Here is a 21,120-nt window from a genome sequence, read left to right on the forward strand (position 1 = left end):
CATATTGATAATTTTTAGGCTGAAAAAATATAGTATCAATAAAAAAATATTTGAAAAATAAAACCAATCACAATTTTGAAACCAAATGAACAAATTATTATCAGTGAGTAAAATTAAATACTGTTTTGCTCCAATCAGAGATGATTAGAAATTTAATTATTTATTGTAAAACCAACCAAGAAATGAAAACTATCTAAAATGAAAAATCAATGAAAACAAAGTTCACTCAAATTTTAAAGCAGAGATATTACCTCTTGTTTTTCTTTAGTTTATTATTACAACAAACCTATGCCCAACAAATCTCGATTTCTGGAAAAGTTGTTGCTTGCGTCTGGTGAATCAATTCCGTTTGCAAACGTTGTAATCAAAGGCACGACAAATGGAGCGGTTACTGATTTTGATGGAAGCTACAAAATTAACGCTAGCGGTAACCAGACCTTAATTTTTAGCTCGCAAGGCTACAAAACAACAGAAATTGCTATTAACAACAGAACTTCTATAAATGTTACTTTAGAAGAAGATGCAATGAAACTCGATGAGATAGTTGTTGTAGGTTACGGCTCACAACAGAAAAAAGATCTTACTGGAGCAGTTGCATTAGTAAAACCAGAAGAAATTCAAAAAAGACAAATCACAACAGTTGCAGACGGACTTCAAGGTTTAGTTACTGGAGTAAAAGTGCGCGGTGGAGGTCGTCCTGGACAAGAAGCCAGCGTTGAGATTCGTGGTTTAAAGAATCTTCAAAATACAAATCCATTATACGTAATTGATGGTTTAGTAACTTCTGCAAATAGAGATTTTAACCCAAATGATATTGAAAGCATTCAAGTTTTGAAAGATGCATCGGCGGCGGCGATTTATGGTTCACGCGCGACAAATGGTGTAATCATCATTACTACGAAAAAAGGAAAAAAGGACCGCTTCAGGTTGAGGTTTCTGCAAAAACGAGCTTTCAGGTTATGCCACGTTACGATTTGATGGGAACTGAAGAGTTCGCAAAATACAACAACATGGCGTATGATAATGCTGGATTTACAAGACAAAATTTGAACATGTCTGTGAATACAGATTGGCAGGATGCTGTTTTCAAAACTGGAATGATGCAAGATTACAATGCAAGTTTTTCTGGAGGAAATGAAAACTCAACATTCTTTATGTCTGGAAATTATTTTGGAAACGAAGGAACTGTTATCGGAACTGATTTCGACAGAATTTCATTTAGAGTAAATTCAAGCGGTACAAAAGGAATTTTTAGCATCGGAGAAAACTTAGCGATCAGTAATTCAAAAACAGATGAAATGTCTGGAAATCCAATTATTGATGTGTACAGAATGACGCCTACAATTCCGTTGTATGATCCTGCAAATCCAGGTGGCTACGGTTACGGAAAACAAGGTGTTGCAGATACTTTTGGAACAAACCCTTTAGCAATTGCTGATTTTGCAAATACGATTAATGAAAATTTCAGAATTAGAGGAAATATTTGGTCGGAATTAAAATTTGCTCCTTGGTTGAAATACCGTTTCAATTTTGGATATGAAACTAGTTTCGACTCTTATAAATTCATGAGAAAAGTTGGAAACTGGTCTTTAAATCAGCCAATTGATCAATCGTATACCGATCAAAACAAAGGAAGATCAGAAACCTTGTTGTTTGAAAATACCTTGACTTTCAAAAAAGCATTTGGTAAACATGATATTACATTCTTAGTAGGTCAGACGTACCAAAAAGATAACTATAACCAAATTTATGGAACAAAGAGAAATCTTCCAATGAATTCTGGAACAGGTCAATATTATGAAGTTCTAAATCAAGGAGATTCGCCTGTTGTTGGAGGTTTCATTAACGAAGCGACTTTGGCATCTTACTTAGGAAGATTAGAATACAATTATGATAATCGCTATTTATTTAATGCCGTTTTAAGACGTGACGGATCTTCAAAATTCAGCGACGCAAACAAATGGGGTAATTTCCCTTCACTTTCTGCAGGATGGAGAGTTAGTAACGAATCTTTCTTCAAATCAGAATTCATTAAAGATTTAAAATTAAGAGCAAGTTACGGAGAGTTAGGTTCTGGAAATATTGGAAATTATGAATACAAAAGCTTCGTAAACAATTTTGGGCAGATTGTAATGGGTAACGAGCAAAAGTTATATCCATCTGCAACTCAAGTAAAATTATCGAATTCAGAATTGCGTTGGGAAAAATTAAAACAAACGAATTTTGGTTTAGATCTTGGCGTTTTAAACAATGATTTGCGTCTTACAGCCGATTATTTTATTGCTCGTACAGAAGATGTATTATTTGGTTTCCCAATTTTATTGACAACAGGAAATGATGGTGGAAATCCAATTTCTAATGCTCGCAACGGTTGAAAATAAAGGTTTTGAATTGGAATTGGCTTATAGCAAAAAAATCAATGAATTCTCTTTTAACGCTTCTGTGAATTTCACAAAAGTAAACAACAAATTAGTTTCATTGGGTAACGGACAAAACGAAAACTTTTCTGGAAATACAGTTACAAGAGCGGGTATGCCAGTAGGAATGTGGTATGTTTTACAAACAGATGGTTTGTTCCAAAATCAGCAAGAAATCGACAATTATAAAACGGCAGGCGGAAAAGTAATTATGCCAAATGCTGTTCCTGGAGATATTCGTTTTAAAGACAACAATGGAGACGGACAAATTACAAATGAAGACAAAGCTGTGGTAGGAAGTCCGTGGCCAGAATTTGAAATGGGATTCAATGCAGGAGCAGACTACAAAGGTTTTGATTTTTCTATGAACTGGATTGCTTCACACGGAGCGACTGTTTATGACGGATTCAGAAGCGTTGTGGATCGTTTTGACGACAATAGTAACTACAGAACAGGAATTCAGCCTTGGACACCAGAAAACCCAAACACTGATTTCCCTAGAATTACAAAAGGTTCGACTTTAAACTCAAGAGGAGACAGCGACCGTTTCTTAGAAAGTGGCGATTTCATCAGATTGAAATACATCGGATTTGGCTATAATTTGCCAAGCAGTGTCTTAAAAAACTCTGGTATTACAAGAGCAAGATTAACGCTTTCGGCACAAAACATCATCACAATTACAAAATATCAAGGTTTAGATCCTGAATTTACCAACGGTAATATTTTTGAAAGAGGTGTTGATAATGGGGCTTTCCCAAATCTTAAGACATATTCTTTTGGTGTAGAGTTTAGCTTTTAATTTTAAAAAAATAGCATAATGAAAAAATCAATCATAATAACCGTAGCTTTTCTAGGTCTCATTTTTGCTTCATGCGAAAAAGAACTTGACCTAAATAGCCCAAATGATATTACAGTAGATCAATATTGGAAAACTGAAAGTGACGCACAAGCTGGAGTAAATTCAATTTATGCCATGTTTTACAAAGATGGTTTGTGGGCAAGATGGATTTATTTCCGTTTAGATTTGACTTCTGATGAAGGATATAGCGTAAGTCCGTGGACAGAATTGGCAGATTGGACAAGATTCAATTATATCAATTATAATTTCTGGGAAGGAAATGCTGTAACATGGAGAGATACTTACAAAGCGATTTTCAGATGTAACCAAGTTTTGGCAAATGTTCCAAATATTACTTTCCAAAATGAAGACGCGAAAAAGAGAATTATAGCGCAGGCTAAATTTTTACGAGCCTTGCATTACTATTATGCGGCAGTGATTTGGGAAGATATTCCGTTGGTTCTAGATCCATCTACGCCAGCAGATTTGCCAAAGCAAGTTAAGGTAACAGAAATTTGGGCTCAAGTTGAAAAAGACTTGAATGAAGCTTACGCAGATTTGCCAAGAGACTGGTCAGGTGCAGATATTGGAAGACCTGATAAAGGCGCGACGAAAAGCTTTTCTTGCAAAAGTGTATATGCGGCAACACAAATGGGCTGAAGCAAAAACTTCTTTAGAGTATTTGATTTCTGGAGCTGGTGCAAAATACAGTTTACAAGCAAACTACAGAGACAATTTTACAGATTTACATGAAAACAATAGCGAATCTGTTTTTGAAATTCAATTTGGAGACCAAAGAAAAGGCGGAACTGGAGAAGATCAAAACGCCGCAGTTTCTAGCAACCGTTGTCAGTTTTTTGCACCAAGAGGAATTGGATGGTCTGACGGACAAGCACGCTTTTGGTTAGTAAATGCTTTCAAAGAAGAAAAAATAAAGATGGAAATCTTGATATCCGTTTAAGATGGACTTTGTATTATCCTCAATTATTAGCTGATTTTGGAGACAAAACATACAACAGAAACTGGGAATGGAACAATAACGAAGCTTGGTTCAGAAAAGGAAGCCGTGATTATTACAGAGATAATGAAGATTACTATTCTCAGGTGAACTACAGGTTAGTTCGTTATGGTGATATTTTGTTGCGCTATGCAGAAGTTTTGAACGAATTAGGAAGTACTGCGCAAGCGTACCAATATGTTGATATGGTAAGAGCGCGTGCTAACATGAACACGCTAGCGGTTGCACATCCTGAAATTGGAAATAATCATGATTTGTTCTTGGAAAGATTAAAAATGGAAAGAGTTTTAGAATTAGCAGGAGAAAGTGTTCGCTGGGAAGATCTAAAACGTTGGGGAGATTTGAACACTCAAGCTTCTGTTGATAAAATCGCACTTCGTGATTCCGATTTTAAAAACTTCAAAGTGGGGAAAAATCACAGAATGCCAATTCCACAAACAGATGTAGATAATAATCCAAATTTAGATCAAAACTCAGGATATTAAAATCACGAATTGGATGAAAATAAAATAATTTCGTTCAACAAGTGAAATCTAATTTGATCTGCTGAAATCTTTCAAAATCTGCGTGAAATACTTTTTACATTCATTTTTTCACGCAGATTTATACAGATTAAAGCAGATTTAGAGGGATTTAAATTAAAGCTGATAAATAGAAAAACACACACGATGTGTTAAAGCTGATTTTTTTTGGATCAGATTTATAAATCTGATTCCCTTATCATAAAGAACAATTGTTCATAATAACAATATTGAAAATGAAGAAAGTAAAATTGTGTCTGACATTTATGTTGGCAGGGCTAGTATTGCTTAGTCGCAACAATAAAAAGAGTAATGCTGAAGAAAACAAAATCGAAACCACTTCAGCAGAAAAAAGAGAAATCTGGACAAAAGATCAGGCCAATAAATGGTACGCAGAACAGCCTTGGTTAGTGGGCTCAAATTATTCTCCTAGCACAGCTATAAATCAGTTAGAGATGTGGCAGGAAGATACTTTTGACCCAAAAAGAATTGATCAGGAATTGGGTTGGGCAGAAGGTCTAGGCATGAATGTAATGCGTGTTTATCTTCATGATTTATTGCACCAACAAGACGCCGAAGGACTTTACAAACGCATGGATCAGTTTCTTGAAATTGCAGATAAACATCATATCAAAACACTTTTTGTGTTGTTTGATTCTTGTTGGGATCCGTTTCCTGCTTTAGGAAAACAACGCGCTCCAAAACCACATACGCACAATTCAGGTTGGGTTCAGGCTCCAGGTCAAAAAGCACTTCAGGATAAAACACAATATCCTCGTTTAGAGAAATATGTAAAAGAAACTGTAGGTCATTTTAAAGATGATAATCGTATTTTAGGTTGGGATGTTTGGAACGAACCAGATAATATGACAGGCCCGTCTTACGAAAAAGTAGAAATCAAAAACAAAGTGGATTTGATTTTGCCTCTTTTAAAAGATGTTTTTGTTTGGGCAAGAGAAAGCAATCCGTCACAACCATTGACTTCTGGAGTTTGGGTTGGCGATTGGAGCGACGAAGCTAAAATGCGACCAATGCACAAATTGCAGTTAGAACAGTCTGATATTGTTTCTTTCCACAATTACAACACGCCTCAGGATTTCGAAAAAGTAATCAAACAATTAAAACGTTACGGAAAACCATTAATCTGTACAGAATATATGGCAAGACCAAACGGAAGTACTTTCGAAGGATTTTTGCCAATTGCCAGAAAATACAATGTTGGTATGATCAACTGGGGATTTGTTGACGGAAAAACACAAACAAAATACGCTTGGGACAGCTGGACAAAAACATATACTGCTGAACCAAAAGTTTGGTTTCACGAAGTTTTACACACAGACGGAACGCCATACATTAAAGCTGAAACAGATTTGATCAAAAAGATGACTTCTGAAGCGAATAAGAAGTAGCTTTTTTAGCCACAGATTCCACAGATTAAAGGGATTAAGTCCGTGGTAAAAAAATCAAACACGTAGAAACATAGATTTTGAAATTATTAAAAAGAATGTAAAAGAAACTAGTTTCTACACATAGTTCTTGCGTAGTTTGTCATTCCGAGGAACGAGGAATCTCCACAAGTAACTCCGTAGCGAATTTCCAATCTTTGTAAAGTTTCTAGCGGAGATTCCTCGTTCCTCGGAATGACAAGATTGTGTAAGCTATGTTTATTGATGTAAGTGAAACGCCTTTACAGGCAAAGTAAAACTATGTTTCTATGTGTTAAAAAAAATCATTTTAATCCTTTAAATCTGTGGTAAAAAAACAATCAGCGGAAACCTGTTTCATCAGTTTAATCCGTGGGCAAAAAACTAAAACGAACAGCAATGAAAACACACGCAATAAGACTCTTTTTTCTAGCGATAATTCTGATTGGATTTTCTGCGAAAGCACAGCAACCAGATCCGCCGGGACAAGTTAAGGGAAATGAAAAACCTAAAAACGAAGCCTATCTTTTTGCGCACATGACGCACAGCGATTACGGCAGATTGTATTATTCTGTGAGTTTAGATGGTTTGCATTGGGAAAATCTGAATGACGGAAAACGTGTTTTTGAAGAATATAAAGGTCATCCAGACATTTGCAAAGGTCCAGACGGAAAATATTACATCGCGGGAAATACCGGAGATGATGCAAAAGCTATAAATATATGGGTTTCGGATGATTTGATTACTTGGAAAAAACATTCAGATTATACGCCAGATTTAAAAAGCACGCCAGATTATTCAAATGCATTACAGCGAATTGGCGCTCCAAAATTATATTATGATAAAGACTCCCAAAAATTTATCATGACTTGGCACACGCCGCATTTGGAAGGAACAAAAGAAGATGGAGAACGTTATTGGGCAAGTCAGCGTACATTGTATGTTTTGTCTAAAGATTTAAAAACTTTCGAAGGAACGCCAAAACGTTTATTCGATTGGGATATGGGAACAATTGATGTTTTTATTCGTAAAGTGGGCGATTCCTACTACGCTGTGATTAAAGACGAAACCTATCCAACTTTGTATTGGACAACCGGAAAAACCATCCGAATTGCCAAATCAAAATCCCTTTTAGGACCTTATTCTTTGCCCCAGCAATCTATCAGTCCGAATTTCAGAGAAGCTCCAATGTTGATTCCTTCTCCTGATGACAAAATATGGTACATGTATTACGAACAATATCCAGGAGTTTCATACGGATTATCCATCGCAGATAATCTAAACGGACCTTGGTTTCAAGCCTCAGGCTACACTTTTTTCTGATTGGGACAAATACAGTCTTCCAGAAAAAGTACGCCACGGCTGTATGATTACAATTTCAAAAAAGAATACGACAGTTTGGTGAAGAAATTTGGCCTTACAAAAAAGTTATAAGTTATGAATTATGAGTTATGAATTATGAGTTGAGTGGCGTTAAACTCATAACTCATAATTCAAAACTCATAATTAAGAAGAATTGGTTAGTTAAGTTAGTTTGGGAATTTACCAGGCTTATGTGGATATAAGTCTGGTAATTCATTTTGATTTAGAAACATCACAGCATTTTTATAAAGTGCTTAAATATATACCGAATGAAAAGAAAAAGCATCTTTTTTTAGCCTTATTATCAGTGTTTACAGCAAATGCACAATGGAAACCGCAAGGCGATAAAATCAAAACAAAATGGGCAGAGCAGGTTGATCCGAACAAAACTTTACCTGAATATCCCCGTCCGATTATGGAGCGCTACCAATGGAAAAATCTGAATGGTTTATGGAATTATGCTATTCAGGAATTTGGCAAAACGGCGCCTTCAAAATATGATGGGCAAATTCTGGTTCCCTTTGCGGCAGAATCAAGTTTGTCTGGTGTTATGAAAGATGTTGGAGCCAAAAATGAACTTTGGTACGAAACCAATTTTTCGATTGAATCAAATTGGAACGGTAAAAATATTCTTTTGCATTTTGGTGCAGTCGATTGGAAAACAGAAGTTTTTATAAATGACGTAAAAGTTGGTTCGCATACAGGAGGTTATACACCATTTTCGTTTGATATTACACCTTTTATTCAAAAAGGAAAAAATCAAAAACTGGTTGTGAAAGTTTGGGATCCTTCAAACGACGGGCCTCAGCCAAGAGGAAAACAGGTTAAAAATCCAGAAGGAATTTGGTACACACCTGTAACGGGAATTTGGCAGACGGTTTGGATAGAACCGGTAAATGCTAAAAACATTTCAGAATTAAAAACAACGCCAAATATCGAACAAAATACAATCAGCATTAAAGCTGATATAAATGGAGCCGAAAAAGGAGATTTAGTTGAAATTTCTGTTTTTGATGGTGGAAAAGAAATTGCTAAAGAAAAAGCGGTTGTGGGCGAAAGCAATGATATTGTTTTGAATGCTCCGAAATTATGGTCGCCGGAAAGTCCGTTTTTGTATCAGACAAAAATTCGTTTAATCAGCAAAAATAAAGTGGTTGATGAGGTGAAAAGCTATTTTGCTATGCGAAAAATTTCTTCTAAAAGAGATGAAAACGGTATTTTGAGAATGCAGTTAAACAATAAAGATTATTTTCAATATGGACCATTAGATCAAGGTTGGTGGCCAGACGGATTATACACCGCGCCAACTGACGAAGCTTTGAAATATGATATCATTAAAACGAAAGAATTAGGTTTTAATATGATTCGCAAACACGTAAAAGTAGAACCAGAACGTTGGTACACACATTGCGATCAATTGGGGATTTTAGTTTGGCAAGACATGCCAAGTGGAGATGACCAGCCGATTTGGCAAAATAAAAAATACTTCGACGGAACTGAATTACAGCGTTCAGCAAAATCAGAAGAAATCTACAGAAAAGAGTGGAAGGAAATAATGGATCATTTGTATTCATACCCAAGTATTGTGGTTTGGGTTCCGTTTAACGAAGCTTGGGGACAATTTAAAACGGTTGAAATTACAGAATGGACAAAAAATCACGACCCAAGTAGATTAATTAATTCGTCAAGCGGAGGAAATCACTTTCAAACCGGAGATATTTTGGATTTGCACAATTATCCAGGACCAGAAATGTATTTGTATGATGCCAGAAGAGTTACTGTCTTAGGCGAATACGGCGGAATTGGATTGCCTTTAGAAGGCCATTTATGGAGAGCCAATGATAATTGGGGTTACATCAAATTTAAAAATGAAGCTGAAGTTACAGCTGAATATATTAAATACGCTAAAATTCTAAAGAATTATGTAAAAACAGGATTTTCAGCCGCAGTTTATACGCAAACCACAGATGTTGAAGGCGAAGTAAATGGTTTTATGACATACGATAGAAAAGTAGACAAAATGGATTTCAAAGCTGTAAATAAAATCAATACTGAAGTTATTAATGCTTTGAATCAAAAATGATTTTTCCTCTCGCAGATTTAGCAGATTTAGCGGATAAAATAATCTGCACAATCTGCCAAATCTGCGGGAAAAATTCAAATAAAAAAAACTAAAAATGAAAAAATACCTAATTCTTTTTCTGCTCTCAACAATAAGTTTTGCCCAGCAAAAAACATTCACAAACCCAATACTGCCATCAGGAGCAGATCCATATAGCACATATTACAAAGGCTATTATTACTACACCAATACACTTGGAAATAAATTGGTTTTATGGAAAACAAAAGACTTGTCGGACATCAAAAATGCTGAAAGCAAAGTAATATTGACACCACCAAAAAACACCAACTATTCAGCAGAAATCTGGGCACCAGAGTTTCACATTATTAACGGAAAATGGTACTGTTATTTTGCCGCAGATAATGGCGATAATAACAATCACAGAATGTATGTTTTAGAGAATAAATCATCAGATCCGTTTAAAGGCAATTTTGAATTCAAAGGAAAAATAGCGGCAAAAACAGATAAATGGGCGATTGACGGAAATGTTTTTGAACATAAAAAACAGCTATATATGATTTGGGCTGGATGGGCTGGCGACACCAACGGACAGCAAAATATCTACATCGCTAAAATGAAAAATCCACTTGAAATTGATGGCGAACGCGTTATGATTTCGGCACCAACAAACGATTGGGAAACACACGGAGCATTACATGATGATGTAAATCCACCACAAGTAAATGTAAACGAAGGCCCACAATTTTTAGAAAGAAACGGAAAAATTTTCATCGTGTTTTCTGCAAGTGGATGTTGGACTGATTTCTACTCTTTAGGATTATTGACTTTTAATGGAAGTGATAATTTGTTAGATGCTTCGGCTTGGAAAAAATCTCCAGAGCCGATCTTCAAACAATCAGATAAAAATAAAGTTTATGCACCGGGACATAATTCGTTTTTTAAATCTCCTGATGGAAAAGAAGACTGGATTTTGTACCACGCTAATTCAAATCCAGGAGAAGGATGCGGAAACAAAAGATCGCCAAGAATGCAGAAAATCAATTGGGATGCCAACGGATTTCCAGTTTTGGGAGAGCCAGTTAGCGAAGAAACTAAATTGGCAATTCCATCAAAATAAAATCATCTTAAAATTATAAAAATGAAAAACATTCAAATTGTCGCAGTTGTTTTGCTGGCGCTTTTTCAATTTAATTGCAAAGACAATAAAAAGGAAGATTCGGTTTCGAAGGAAAGTACTGAAATCAAAACAGATTCAGTAAAAACAGTTTTAGAAACTAAAAATTTTGACACCATAATTGACGGTAAAAAAGTCAATTTGTATTGGATCGAAAATAAAGGAATCAAAGCGACTTTTACGAATTACGGCGGAAGATTAATTGGGCTTTGGGTAAACGATAAAAACGGAAAATCAACCGATGTCGTGGTTGGAATGAACAGTGCAAAAGGTTTTAAAACATCTACAGAGCCGTATTTTGGTGCAACAATAGGAAGAGTTGGAAACCGAATCGGAAAAGGGAAATTTACTTTGGAAGGAAAACAATACCAAGTTCCTTTAAATAATGGAAAAAATGCTTTACATGGCGGTATAAAAGGTTTTCAAGATGTAGTTTGGAATGCTAAAAAAACAAATGAAAACACTTTGGTTTTTACTTACGTTTCGCCAGATGGGGAACAAGGTTTTCCTGGGAATTTAAATGTAAAAGTAACGTATACGATTACAGATGATAATTCGGTTAAAATGGAATATGAAGCGACTACAGACAAAACGACGCTAGTAAACTTAACAAATCATGCCTTTTTTAATTTAAATGGAGAGGGAAGTGGCACCATCTTAAATCACGAATTACAGATTTATGCAAACGAATTTACTCCGGTTGATGAAGGACTGATTCCAAGTGGCGAATTAAAATCGGTAAAAAATACGGTATTTGACTTTACTTCAAAGCATACTATTGGCGAACGAATTGAAACGAAAGATGAGCAATTAAAATTCGGAAAAGGTTACGATCATAATTATGTCTTGAACGGAACGAAGAAAAACGGCCTGAATCACGCCGCAACAATTTCAGGAGATAAATCTGGAATCACATTGGATATTTTCACAGAAGAACCGGGATTGCAATTTTACAGTGGGAATTTCATGCAGTCAAAAAACACTTTTAAAAGTGGTTCAAAAGATGATTTCAGAACGGCTTTTGCTTTAGAAACACAACATTTTCCAGATGCACCAAATCAGCCAAAATTTGCGCCGATTGTTTTGAAAGTGGGACAAAAATATCATACAGTTTCTTATTATCAGTTTTCTGTGAAATAACTAAGTCGTTTAACCGCAAAGGTCGCAAAGGACTACGCAAAGTGCGCTAAGTTTTTTATCACTTTTGTCACCCTGAGCGAAGTCGAAGGGCGCAAAGTAATTCCTTATTTTTCAAATTCATTGTGTTCTTAGCGGAAACCTTTGCGCTCTTTGCGGTTAAAAAACATAAACCCTATAAAACATGAAAAAAATACTATCCGTAATATCATTATTCTGCGTTTTTACTGCCTGTTCGCAGGAAAAAAACATAGACAAACCAAAAGAAGCAAAATCAAATACCATTTTATTGGCAGATCCTACAATTTTCTACAATAACGGAACGTACTATTTATACGGAACCACAACGGGAGATATTCCAAATGGTGAAGGATTTCAAGTATATACTTCAAGTGATTTAAAAGACTGGAAAGGTCCAATTGGCGCTCAGAATGGTTTGGCTTTGAAAAAAGGAGATGCTTTTGGAGATAAAGGATTTTGGGCACCACAGATTCTTTCGTATAAAAACAAATTTTGCATGATTTATACGGCCAATGAGAATATTGCAGTTGCAACCAGCGATAGTCCGCTTGGGCCATTTAAAAGCGAATCAAAAGAGCCTATTATTAAAGCTGGAAATCAAATCGATCCGTTTATTTTTATTGATGAAGATGGAAAAAAATACCTGTATCATGTTCGTTTGACAAATGGGAATAGAATTTTCGTAGCAGAAATAAACGATGATCTTCAAAGCATAAAACCAGAAACTTTAACCGAATGTATTTCAGGAATTTTGCCGTGGGAAAACACTCAAAATGTAAGCTGGCCAGTTACAGAAGGGCCAACGGTTTTAAAACACAACGGCTTATATTACATGATTTATTCGGCTAATGATTTTAGAAATATTGATTATGCAGTAGGTTATGCTACAAGCAAAAGTCCACTTGGGCCTTGGGAAAAAGCAACAGATAGCCCTATTATCAGCAGAAAAAATACTAAACAAAACGGAATAGGCCACGGCGATGTATTTTGGGATAAAGACAATAAAATGCATTATGTATTGCACACTCATTTTAATGAAAGTGCTGTTTCCCCAAGAAAAGCAGGAATTATTTCAATTGAATTTTCGGGAAATAAAATCGTAGCGAAACCTGATAGTTTTTCATTTTTAGAAACGAAATGACTTGATAATCAGAAAAAACAATTAGACTCTTCTCCAATATGAGAAGAGTTTTTTTATTATTAAATAGAAGCAGAAATTTATTTTTATTTAGAATGGTTAAAAATAATTTGGAAAAACAAGTTTTAGAAAGTACTTTTGCCAACGAAATTTAAAACCAGACAAAATGAATAGTTTAACCATTAAAAAAATCTGTCTTTTTGTATTTTTCTTAACGTCTTTTACGATGTTAGCGCAAAATCAAAATACAGGCAAGGTAACAGGAAAAATATCTCTAAGCGGAAATGTTCCGGCAGAAGGTGTCTCTGTTGCTCTTAAAGGAACAAAATATAGTGCTGTAACCAATGAAAATGGTCAGTACGAAATTAGAAATGTTAAACCGGGATCTTACACAATTAGTATTCATTCCGTTGGTATTCAAGGCAAGGAAGATGCCATTGTTGTAACGGCAAAACAAACTACGACAAAAAACTTTGCACTTTCTGAAAGTCAAGAAGATCTTGATGAGGTTGTTATTACAAAAAACAAATACAAGCAAGACAAACCTTCATTGTCATTGCGTTTGCAGACTCCAGTTTTAGAGATTCCTCAAAACGTACAGATTGTAAGTGGTCAGACTTTGAAAGACCAGCAAATTACAAGCATGAGCGATGGAGTTATCCGTAACGTAAGTGGGGCAGTGCGTTTAGAGCACTGGGGGATTTATATACAAACATTACAATGCGTGGATCTCAAATTCAGGCTTTTAGAAACGGGTTTAATGTAGTTTCTTCTTTTTGGGGACCATTGACCGAAGATATGAGTTTTGTAGATCATATCGAATTTGTAAAAGGGCCAGCAGGATTTATGCTTTCGAGCGGTGATCCAAGCGGACTTTATAATGTGGTAACTAAAAAACCAACTGGAGTAACAAAAGGCGAAGTTTCAGTACTAGGAGGGAGCTACGATTTTTACAGAGTAAGTCTTGATTTAGACGGAAAATTAGATAAAAAAGGAAAACTGCTTTACAGATTTAATGGCGCTGCGCAAAAAAACGTTCTCACCGTCCGTTTGAGCATAACGACCGTTATGTAATTGCTCCGGTGATTTCATATCAGGTTGACGACAAAACAAAAATTACAGCTGAATACAATTTTCAGTACGCAAATATGACCGAAGTTGGTTCTTATTATGTTTTTGGGCCAGCATCTGACGGATATGCAACTTTGCCTGTAGGTTTCACAATGACACAGCCAGGTTTGCCAGATACCAATATTCAGGACCATAGTGGTTATTTGATGTTTGAACACAAATTTGATGACAACTGGAAACTTACAGCGCAAACTTCTTATTTTAAATATATTCAACAAGGATATAGCTCTTGGCCGGGTGTAGTTGGTCCTGGTGATGTTGACAGAAATTATGATGGAATTTCAGAAGGAACTCTTGCAAAAGGGGAAATTATCAGAAACGTTGGTATTTGGGATGCAGAAAGCAATATGTATTTAGGACAAATATTTGTTAACGGAAAATTCAATACAGGATCTGTAAGCCACAAAATTTTAAGTGGTGTAGATTTAGGAAGCAAGGATTATATGGCAGATTGGGGACAATCTCATGATCTTGATACAGTTGACAATCCTTTTAATGTTTACAATCCAAATTACGGAACTCCATCTAACGGTTTCCCAGCTTTTGACCACGACACGCCATTGAGCCAAAGAGCTGGTGGACTTTACGGTTCGGAATATCTTGCGGGTTATATTCAGGATGAGCTTGGTTTCTTTCAGAATAAATTAAGATTGACTCTTGCTCGCAAGATATACATGGATTAAGCAGACTAGTAGTTATGATAATCCACAAGAAGATAGTCACATTACACCTCGTGTAGGAGTTAGTTATTCTTTAAACGAAAGTACAGCCTTTTACGGATTATACGATCAGGCTTTTTCTCCTCAATCAGGAGTTGTTAGAGATGGTCAGGTAAAACCGCTTACGGGAAACAATGTTGAATTCGGAATTAAAAAAGACTGGTTTGACGGTTCTTGGAACACTAGCGTATCTGTTTATAGCATCTTGAAAAAGAATGAACTTACCGCTGATCCGAGAAATACACCAAATGAACAATACAAAATTGTTCTTGGAGAAAAAAGAGCCCAAGGAGTTGAATTTGATGTTAGAGGAAAATTGTTTGATGGTTTAAATCTTATTGCAAATTATGCTTTTACAGAATCTATTGTAAATAAGGTTGATCCTTTAGTTTCTGTTCGCAACAGGAATTAAAGAAGGCGATATCGTTCCGGGTTATGCTAAACATACTGCAAATGCTTGGTTGAATTACACAGTACAAGGCGGAAAATTAAAAGGTTTTGGCGCTTCTATCGGAGCAACGTTCCTTGACGGACGCCAAACTGATACTTGGAGCGCAGGCCTTCAAAGACTACCTTCTTACTTTAAATTAGATGGAGGTTTGTCTTATGAAACTGGTAAAGTTAAAGTAACAGCTAACGTATTTAATATCTTAAATAAATATTTATATAGCGGTTCTTTCTACAGCTGGTTAAATGCTTATTATTGGCAAACAGAAGCGCCGACAAACTTTAGAGTTGGTGTGACTTATAAATTTTAATTATTCGCCTTTAAAAAGAATTGTTAGTTAAAGAGAAAGCATCCGTTAGTTGTAGCGGATGCTTTTTTTGAGATGCTGAGATTCTAAGATGCTGAGATTCTAAGTTTAAAAATAATCTTTTTAATCCTTTTAATCTGTGGCTGAAAAATTATCCTTTTCGAATTAAAGGAATCAGTTTTGTTCCAATTAACTCTATCGAATTCATTAATTGAGTATGTGTTAATCCGGCATTATCCATTTGAAAAGTAAATCGGTCCACACCTCCAAGCGCTTCACTATGTCGCAATATTTTTTCAGCGACTCTTTCTGGGCTTCCAACAATCAAAACACCTAAATCGTCAATAAGTCCGTCAAATTTTCCTTTGGTAACTGGAGGCCAGCCACGTTCGTAGCCTAATTTTGTCCAAAGTTCGGCATAACCAGGATAATATTCTTCGATTGCTTTTTCAGTTGTAGTTCCAATATAACCAGGCGAATGTAAACCAACTTTCAATTCTTCGGGTTTATAGCCTGCGGCTTTTCCCGCTTCACGATATAAATCGATCAACGGACGAAAACGATGTGTTTGGCCGCCAATAACAGCGACCATCAAAGGCAATCCCAGACTTCCGGCTCTGATAAAAGATTCTGGAGTTCCGCCAACACCTAACCAAATCGGCATTTTTTCTTGTAATGCTCTCGGATAAACGGGAAGATTATTTAGAGCTGGACGAAATTTTCCTGACCAAGTCACAAATTCATTATCTCTGATTTGAAGCAATAAATTTAATTTCTCTTTAAATAGTGCATCATAATCATTCAAATCAAATCCGAAAAGGGGATAAGCTTCAATAGCAGATCCTCGGCCTGCAACAATTTCGGCTCTTCCTTTCGAAATTAAATCTAAAGTCGCAAAACTTTGGTACACTCTTACCGGATCGGCGGCACTTAAAACAGAAACCGCACTTGACAAACGTATATTTTTTGTTCAGTGCTGCTGCCGCACTTAAAATCACGGCGGTAGCCGAATCTAAAAATTCTTTTTTATGATGCTCTCCAATTCCAAATACGTCAAGACCTACTTGATCTGCAAGTTCAATTCTTTGGAGTAATTGTTCCATTGCGTCAACACTGCTCAAAGTATTGTTGTCGCCATACATTGCCGAAGCAAAACTGTCAATTCCTATTTCCATTTTTTTATAAGCTTTAGGCTTTAGGCAATAGGCTTTAAGCTTGTTAAAACCGATAACCTTTTGCAATTTTTTTTGCTTTAAGCTTTAAGCAATAGGCTTTAAGCTTTTTAAAGAGCTTACAGCTTACGGCTTAAAGCCTACAGCCATTTAATGCGAGAATCCAAATGAAATACTGGTTATAATAATTAAAATAACAATCAGTGTAATAACAACATAAAGATAATCCTTTTCAATAAGGAAAGAAAATAATGATAACAATACCCTAAAAACCGGTGTAAGAAATAATAATATAATTCCGAAGAAAATTAAAAATTCACCATTTCCTTGAATTACGCCATGATACACATCGGCAATTACTTCAAAAATATTTCGATCATTTTCTTTAAAAACCGAATAATCTTCAATGTCGCTTCCGTGATGCATCAAATAAACAATTCCGCCAATAAAAGCTACTGATAGTGAAATCCATACACCATAACGCAATAAGTTTCCAACAATAGCCTGAAAGTCTTTTTCTCCAAATTTTTCGTGTTGCATAGCTTTAGATTTTTCCATTTAGTCCGTTATAAATCATATTAATTGCAAGTACAAAAATTAAACAGGCAAAAAAGATTCTCAATTTTTTAGGGTTTGTTCGCACCAATACCTTGGCTCCGGCCATAGCTCCAAAAAGAACTCCAATTACGACCGGCATACAAATTCCAGGCTCAATGTACCCTTTTTGAATATAAATTACAGAACTCGCCATTGCGGTAACGCCCATCATAAAATTGCTGGTTGTAGTTGAAACTTTAAACGGAATTCGCATAATATTATCCATTGCGATAACTTTAAAAGCGCCAGAGCCAATTCCGAGCAAACCGGACATCATCCCGGCTAATCCCATCATTCCAAATCCTCCTAAAACATTTTTTGTGCCATAGCTTACAACTTCTCCGTCATGTGTTGGGTAAGTTCCATTCAATTTTAGTTTTTTAGCCAAAGGGCTTGATTCTAATACAATATGTTCTTCTTTTTTCGAAGGGAATTGATTGCTGAGAAAATCAATGTAAGTCCGAATAAAACGGCTATAAATGAAGTAGGAGCAATGGCAGAAAGCAATGCACCCCCAACTGCACCAATTGTTGTCGCGATTTCAAGAAAAATTCCCAATCGCATATTAGTGATCCCTTCTTTTACATAAGTCGCCGCAGAACCTGATGAAGTAGCAATTACAGAAACTAATGCGGCTCCAATTGCATAATGTATATCAACGCCTAAAATGACAGTTAAAAGTGGAATAATAATGATGCCGCCTCCTAATCCTGATAATGAACCAATAAAACCTGCTAAAAAAGCACCGAGAATCATAATGAGCGTAAACGTAAGTACTGTCATTCGAATAAAATTTGTTTCGGCTAATTTACGAATTGATATTTGGCCGAAGAATTTTTAGGGGCTTAAAAAGTCCTTAAAAATCCGAAAACGTTTTATATTGAAATCTGAACTTTTGAAATTTTGTTGAAATAATAAAGCCACAAAGATTAATTTTTGTGGCTTTACAGAAGTCATTTTTTATGATACAGTGAACCATTCTTTATTGATGTCTTGTTCAATAGGCCCTTTTCATGTAATTTTCCAAGAATCATTCGAGCATCAAAATAGGATTTATTCAAAATAACGGAATACTCTTTTGGTGTCAATGTCGGAAAAATTTCAAAAAGCGATAATGGATCTTCATTTGGAATCATTTTCTTTTTTGCGTTTGGAAAAATGGCTAACAAAGCACTTTCATACTCAGCATAAGGTCTTGAGCCGTAAACCACAAAACGAGTATCATTTTTGTCGGCAAAAAATAATGTCGGGAAACCTCTTACGCCAAGTTTTTTTCCGTAATCCAAATCTTCCTGAAAAAGCTCCTCGGCATCATCATAATCAGCTTTTAGTTTCTCAATGTCAAGTTTTGCTAATTTTGCGGCTTCCTCAATGTTTTGCCATTTAGCAATATTTTTCTTTTCGAGATATAATTTTTCGCGAAGTATGCGCATGAACTGAACAGCTTTTTCTTTGTCTTGCATTTGAGCGCCTTTCATTGCAATACAAGAAGGATAAGAGGAATCCAGCGGATCTTCAATCCAAACATTTCCATCGATAGGCATTTCGTAATGCAAACTTGCTTCATCCCAATGATGCGCCACATCTGATGGTTTGCTTATGCCTCCACTATTATAGCTCCAATCTGGAAGCAGGCCGCCCATTCGATACTCAATCTCAAAATAATCTCCATATTCCAGTTTTAGTTTTCGGAGTTGTGGCTCGATTCCCCAACACGAAGAACAAATAGGATCTGTATAATAAACTATTTTGATGGGTTTGGTTTCAGTTTTAATGTCGGCAGTTTCATTTGATTGCGTGTTAGAAGGCATTTCGCATGTTCCAGTTACAGGATCACAAAATAACGGATTCGAATTGTTTTCGGTCATTTTTAAATTCGTTTGCGATTTACAGCATATACTGCAGATCAGGATTAATAGTAGTGGCCATTTTTTCATAAAAACTGCTGGAAAAGTCGGATTCAGTTTTTTAAAATTTTATACTTTTATAACAAAGTTCGCTAGTGTTTAACCAAAAGTCAATTAGTCAAAAAAATATGACTACAGAAAATAAAACTCCAAAAGAAACTGAATGTCCTGCGGCGGGACTTTTAAAATTGTTATCAGGAAAATTTAAACCGCAAATCTTTTTATTAGCCGTCGATGGTCCATTGCGCTTCAACGGACTTTTGAGAGACATTAAAGATTCAAATAAACAGTCAATTACTGTTGCTCTGCGCGAATTGGAGGAACACGGACTTTTAAACAGAAGTGTCATTAAACTAAAACCGCTTCATGTGGAGTATAATTTATCAGAAAAAGGAAAATCTCTAATTCCAGTTTTCAGACAATTGGAGTCTTTTTTTGAAAAATAAGTTTTAAAGTTCAGCTTTGCAAAATTCGGCAAGAAAGTAACCTTTGCATCTTTGCATCTTTGCGCCTCTGAACCTAAAAAACAAATCATTAAATTTTCATTAACAAAAAGAAAGTTTGTATTCATTTATATTTGTAAGAGACAAATCAATCCTAAAATGTGTTTCTTATGAAAGCCAAGTCGTTTTTATGCCTTTTTTATTGGTCGCTTTATCGACAGTTTCATTTGGTCAAAATGTGAAATTAATTACTGTAGATCAGCTTCAAGAACGAATGAAAAATGGCAAAGATAGTACGTATGTCGTGAATTTTTGGGCAACTTGGTGTGCACCATGCGTAAAAGAACTTCCTCATTTTGAAAAACTTCAGGCCGAATATAAAACAGAGAAATTAGCCGTTTTATTAGTAAGCGTTGATTTTAAATCTAAACTGAATTCAGCCGTAATTCCTTTCGTCAAACGAAAAAATATGAAAAACGAAGTGTTTCTGCTGAATGAAAGCAGTCCGCAGGAATATATTGACAGAATTGATCCTTCATGGTCTGGAAGTATTCCCGCAACTTTATTTATTAAAGACGATAAACGAAAATTTGTCGAAACCGAATTGACATACGAACAACTATTAACTGAATATAAAAAACTGTAAATTATGAAAAAGATTATCATTTTATTAGTATTGACGTTTACGGCTTGGCTTTCTCAAGCACAAACCGCAACGCTTAAACCTGGAGATCCAGCACCAGATTTTAAACTTAAAAATGTGGATAACAAAGAAGTTTCATTTGCAAGTTTTCCTAAAGCAAAAGGATTTATTGTGGTTTTTACTTGCAACACATGTCCGTATGCAGTTGCTTATGAACAACGAATTATTGATTTGGATAAAAAATTCAGACCTCAGGGATATCCTGTAATCGCAATTAACCCAAATGATCCTGAAGCTTCAAAAGCTGATGAATTCAGTAAAATGCAAGATTTGGCTAAAGAAAAAAATATCCCTTCCCTTATTTGTTTGATGCAGGACAAGTGACTACAGATCAATACGGAGCAAAACATACACCTCATATTTTTATTGTATCTAAAACTGCAAAAGGAAATGTAATTGAGTATGTAGGAGCAATAGATAATGATCCAGAAGGAACAAAAACCGAAAAAACAAAATATGCCGAAGATGCAATTGCGGCTTTGCAAAGCAACAAAAAACCAGCAGTTACTCAAACTAAAGAAATTGGCTGTACGGTAAAAAGAAAAGCGAAAGCTTAAGCG

General features: G+C 35.6%; 23 protein-coding genes and 2 pseudogenes. 21 read left to right on the forward strand and 4 right to left on the reverse strand.

The features are described 5' to 3' along the window. Nucleotides 1-288: 288 nt before the first annotated feature. The 17 genes from ACQ9BO_RS13965 (at nucleotide 289) to ACQ9BO_RS14045 (ending at nucleotide 15,741) form a co-directional block, all read left to right on the forward strand. Nucleotides 289-978 (forward strand): TonB-dependent receptor plug domain-containing protein, encoded by a 690-nt coding sequence (locus ACQ9BO_RS13965; RefSeq protein WP_431241211.1) that lies wholly within the window; start codon nucleotides 289-291, stop codon nucleotides 976-978. Continuing rightward, entirely contained in the window at nucleotides 960-2,375 is a 1,416-nt protein-coding gene (locus ACQ9BO_RS13970) for a hypothetical protein (RefSeq protein ID WP_431241212.1), read from the forward strand. Before ACQ9BO_RS13965 ends, ACQ9BO_RS13970 begins: the two co-directional genes overlap by 19 nt. Beyond that, a complete protein-coding gene (locus tag ACQ9BO_RS13975) occupies nucleotides 2,359-3,216 on the forward strand; it encodes a hypothetical protein (RefSeq protein ID WP_431241213.1) in 858 nt (285 codons plus the stop codon). Before ACQ9BO_RS13970 ends, ACQ9BO_RS13975 begins: the two co-directional genes overlap by 17 nt. Nucleotides 3,217-3,234: 18 nt before the next feature. Further along, a complete protein-coding gene (locus tag ACQ9BO_RS13980) occupies nucleotides 3,235-3,915 on the forward strand; it encodes a RagB/SusD family nutrient uptake outer membrane protein (protein ID WP_431241214.1) in 681 nt (226 codons plus the stop codon). After that, a complete protein-coding gene (locus ACQ9BO_RS13985; protein ID WP_431241215.1) occupies nucleotides 3,893-4,216 on the forward strand; it encodes a hypothetical protein in 324 nt (107 codons plus the stop codon). Before ACQ9BO_RS13980 ends, ACQ9BO_RS13985 begins: the two co-directional genes overlap by 23 nt. An 8-nt stretch (nucleotides 4,217-4,224) precedes the next feature. Next, nucleotides 4,225-4,758 (forward strand): RagB/SusD family nutrient uptake outer membrane protein, encoded by a 534-nt coding sequence (locus tag ACQ9BO_RS13990; protein ID WP_431241216.1) that lies wholly within the window; start codon nucleotides 4,225-4,227, stop codon nucleotides 4,756-4,758. Nucleotides 4,759-5,030: 272 nt separating this feature from the next. Further along, nucleotides 5,031-6,203: a cellulase family glycosylhydrolase gene (locus tag ACQ9BO_RS13995; RefSeq protein ID WP_431241217.1), complete on the forward strand. Its 1,173-nt coding sequence runs from the start codon at nucleotides 5,031-5,033 to the stop codon at nucleotides 6,201-6,203. Between the two features lie 414 nt (nucleotides 6,204-6,617). Then, nucleotides 6,618-7,541, forward strand: a complete 924-nt coding sequence (locus tag ACQ9BO_RS14000) for a glycosyl hydrolase family 43 (protein ID WP_431241218.1) — start codon at nucleotides 6,618-6,620, stop codon at nucleotides 7,539-7,541. Between the two features lie 289 nt (nucleotides 7,542-7,830). After that, a complete protein-coding gene (locus tag ACQ9BO_RS14005; RefSeq protein ID WP_431241219.1) occupies nucleotides 7,831-9,663 on the forward strand; it encodes a glycoside hydrolase family 2 protein in 1,833 nt (610 codons plus the stop codon). A gap of 94 nt (nucleotides 9,664-9,757) precedes the next feature. Then, on the forward strand, nucleotides 9,758-10,780 hold the full coding sequence (locus ACQ9BO_RS14010) for a glycoside hydrolase family 43 protein (protein WP_431241220.1): 1,023 nt from the start codon (nucleotides 9,758-9,760) through the stop codon (nucleotides 10,778-10,780). A 21-nt stretch (nucleotides 10,781-10,801) separates the two neighbouring features. After that, nucleotides 10,802-11,977: an aldose epimerase family protein gene (locus ACQ9BO_RS14015; protein WP_431241221.1), complete on the forward strand. Its 1,176-nt coding sequence runs from the start codon at nucleotides 10,802-10,804 to the stop codon at nucleotides 11,975-11,977. A gap of 181 nt (nucleotides 11,978-12,158) precedes the next feature. Beyond that, complete coding sequence (locus ACQ9BO_RS14020) at nucleotides 12,159-13,136, forward strand: glycoside hydrolase family 43 protein (RefSeq protein ID WP_431241222.1); 978 nt, start codon at nucleotides 12,159-12,161, stop codon at nucleotides 13,134-13,136. 163 nt (nucleotides 13,137-13,299) lie between these two features. Beyond that, nucleotides 13,300-13,899 carry a carboxypeptidase-like regulatory domain-containing protein gene (locus ACQ9BO_RS14025; protein ID WP_431241223.1) on the forward strand — a complete coding sequence of 200 codons (600 nt, stop codon included), beginning with the start codon at nucleotides 13,300-13,302 and terminating at the stop codon, nucleotides 13,897-13,899. Beyond that, nucleotides 13,854-14,207, forward strand: coding sequence for a hypothetical protein (locus ACQ9BO_RS14030; RefSeq protein ID WP_431241224.1), 354 nt, complete (start codon nucleotides 13,854-13,856; stop codon nucleotides 14,205-14,207). The genes ACQ9BO_RS14025 and ACQ9BO_RS14030 overlap by 46 nt, the downstream gene beginning before the upstream one ends. Nucleotides 14,208-14,215: 8 nt before the next feature. Then, the gene (locus ACQ9BO_RS14035; protein WP_431241225.1) at nucleotides 14,216-14,947 is read left to right on the forward strand and encodes a hypothetical protein; all 732 of its coding nucleotides are present in this window, start codon (nucleotides 14,216-14,218) and stop codon (nucleotides 14,945-14,947) included. Then, nucleotides 14,922-15,395 (forward strand): TonB-dependent receptor domain-containing protein, encoded by a 474-nt coding sequence (locus tag ACQ9BO_RS14040; RefSeq protein ID WP_431241226.1) that lies wholly within the window; start codon nucleotides 14,922-14,924, stop codon nucleotides 15,393-15,395. Before ACQ9BO_RS14035 ends, ACQ9BO_RS14040 begins: the two co-directional genes overlap by 26 nt. Before the next feature lie 49 nt (nucleotides 15,396-15,444). Further along, on the forward strand, nucleotides 15,445-15,741 hold the full coding sequence (locus tag ACQ9BO_RS14045; protein WP_431241227.1) for a hypothetical protein: 297 nt from the start codon (nucleotides 15,445-15,447) through the stop codon (nucleotides 15,739-15,741). A gap of 148 nt (nucleotides 15,742-15,889) precedes the next feature. Here ACQ9BO_RS14045 and ACQ9BO_RS14050 read toward each other — a convergent pair. The 4 genes and pseudogenes from ACQ9BO_RS14050 to ACQ9BO_RS14065 form a co-directional block, all read right to left on the reverse strand. Beyond that, nucleotides 15,890-16,913, reverse strand: a pseudogene (locus tag ACQ9BO_RS14050) (LLM class flavin-dependent oxidoreductase). 147 nt (nucleotides 16,914-17,060) lie between these two features. Continuing rightward, the gene (locus ACQ9BO_RS14055; protein WP_431241228.1) at nucleotides 17,061-17,450 is read right to left on the reverse strand and encodes a DUF1634 domain-containing protein; all 390 of its coding nucleotides are present in this window, start codon (nucleotides 17,448-17,450) and stop codon (nucleotides 17,061-17,063) included. A 4-nt stretch (nucleotides 17,451-17,454) separates the two neighbouring features. Then, nucleotides 17,455-18,290, reverse strand: a pseudogene (locus tag ACQ9BO_RS14060) (sulfite exporter TauE/SafE family protein). Nucleotides 18,291-18,460: 170 nt separating this feature from the next. Continuing rightward, entirely contained in the window at nucleotides 18,461-19,375 is a 915-nt protein-coding gene (locus ACQ9BO_RS14065) for a DsbA family protein (protein ID WP_431241229.1), read from the reverse strand. Between the two features lie 167 nt (nucleotides 19,376-19,542). Here ACQ9BO_RS14065 and ACQ9BO_RS14070 point away from each other — a divergent pair, with 167 nt between their 5' ends. From ACQ9BO_RS14070 to ACQ9BO_RS14085, 4 genes are all read left to right on the forward strand, one after another. Next, entirely contained in the window at nucleotides 19,543-19,860 is a 318-nt protein-coding gene (locus ACQ9BO_RS14070; RefSeq protein ID WP_431241230.1) for a winged helix-turn-helix transcriptional regulator, read from the forward strand. 115 nt (nucleotides 19,861-19,975) lie between these two features. Continuing rightward, nucleotides 19,976-20,503 carry a TlpA family protein disulfide reductase gene (locus ACQ9BO_RS14075; RefSeq protein WP_431241231.1) on the forward strand — a complete coding sequence of 176 codons (528 nt, stop codon included), beginning with the start codon at nucleotides 19,976-19,978 and terminating at the stop codon, nucleotides 20,501-20,503. Between the two features lie 3 nt (nucleotides 20,504-20,506). Continuing rightward, on the forward strand, nucleotides 20,507-20,884 hold the full coding sequence (locus tag ACQ9BO_RS14080) for a redoxin domain-containing protein (RefSeq protein ID WP_431241232.1): 378 nt from the start codon (nucleotides 20,507-20,509) through the stop codon (nucleotides 20,882-20,884). Then, nucleotides 20,863-21,117 carry a hypothetical protein gene (locus ACQ9BO_RS14085; RefSeq protein ID WP_431241233.1) on the forward strand — a complete coding sequence of 85 codons (255 nt, stop codon included), beginning with the start codon at nucleotides 20,863-20,865 and terminating at the stop codon, nucleotides 21,115-21,117. The genes ACQ9BO_RS14080 and ACQ9BO_RS14085 overlap by 22 nt, the downstream gene beginning before the upstream one ends. Nucleotides 21,118-21,120: the final 3 nt, after the last annotated feature.

Source organism: Flavobacterium sp. P21, from assembly GCF_050632225.1.
Taxonomy (GTDB): domain Bacteria; phylum Bacteroidota; class Bacteroidia; order Flavobacteriales; family Flavobacteriaceae; genus Flavobacterium.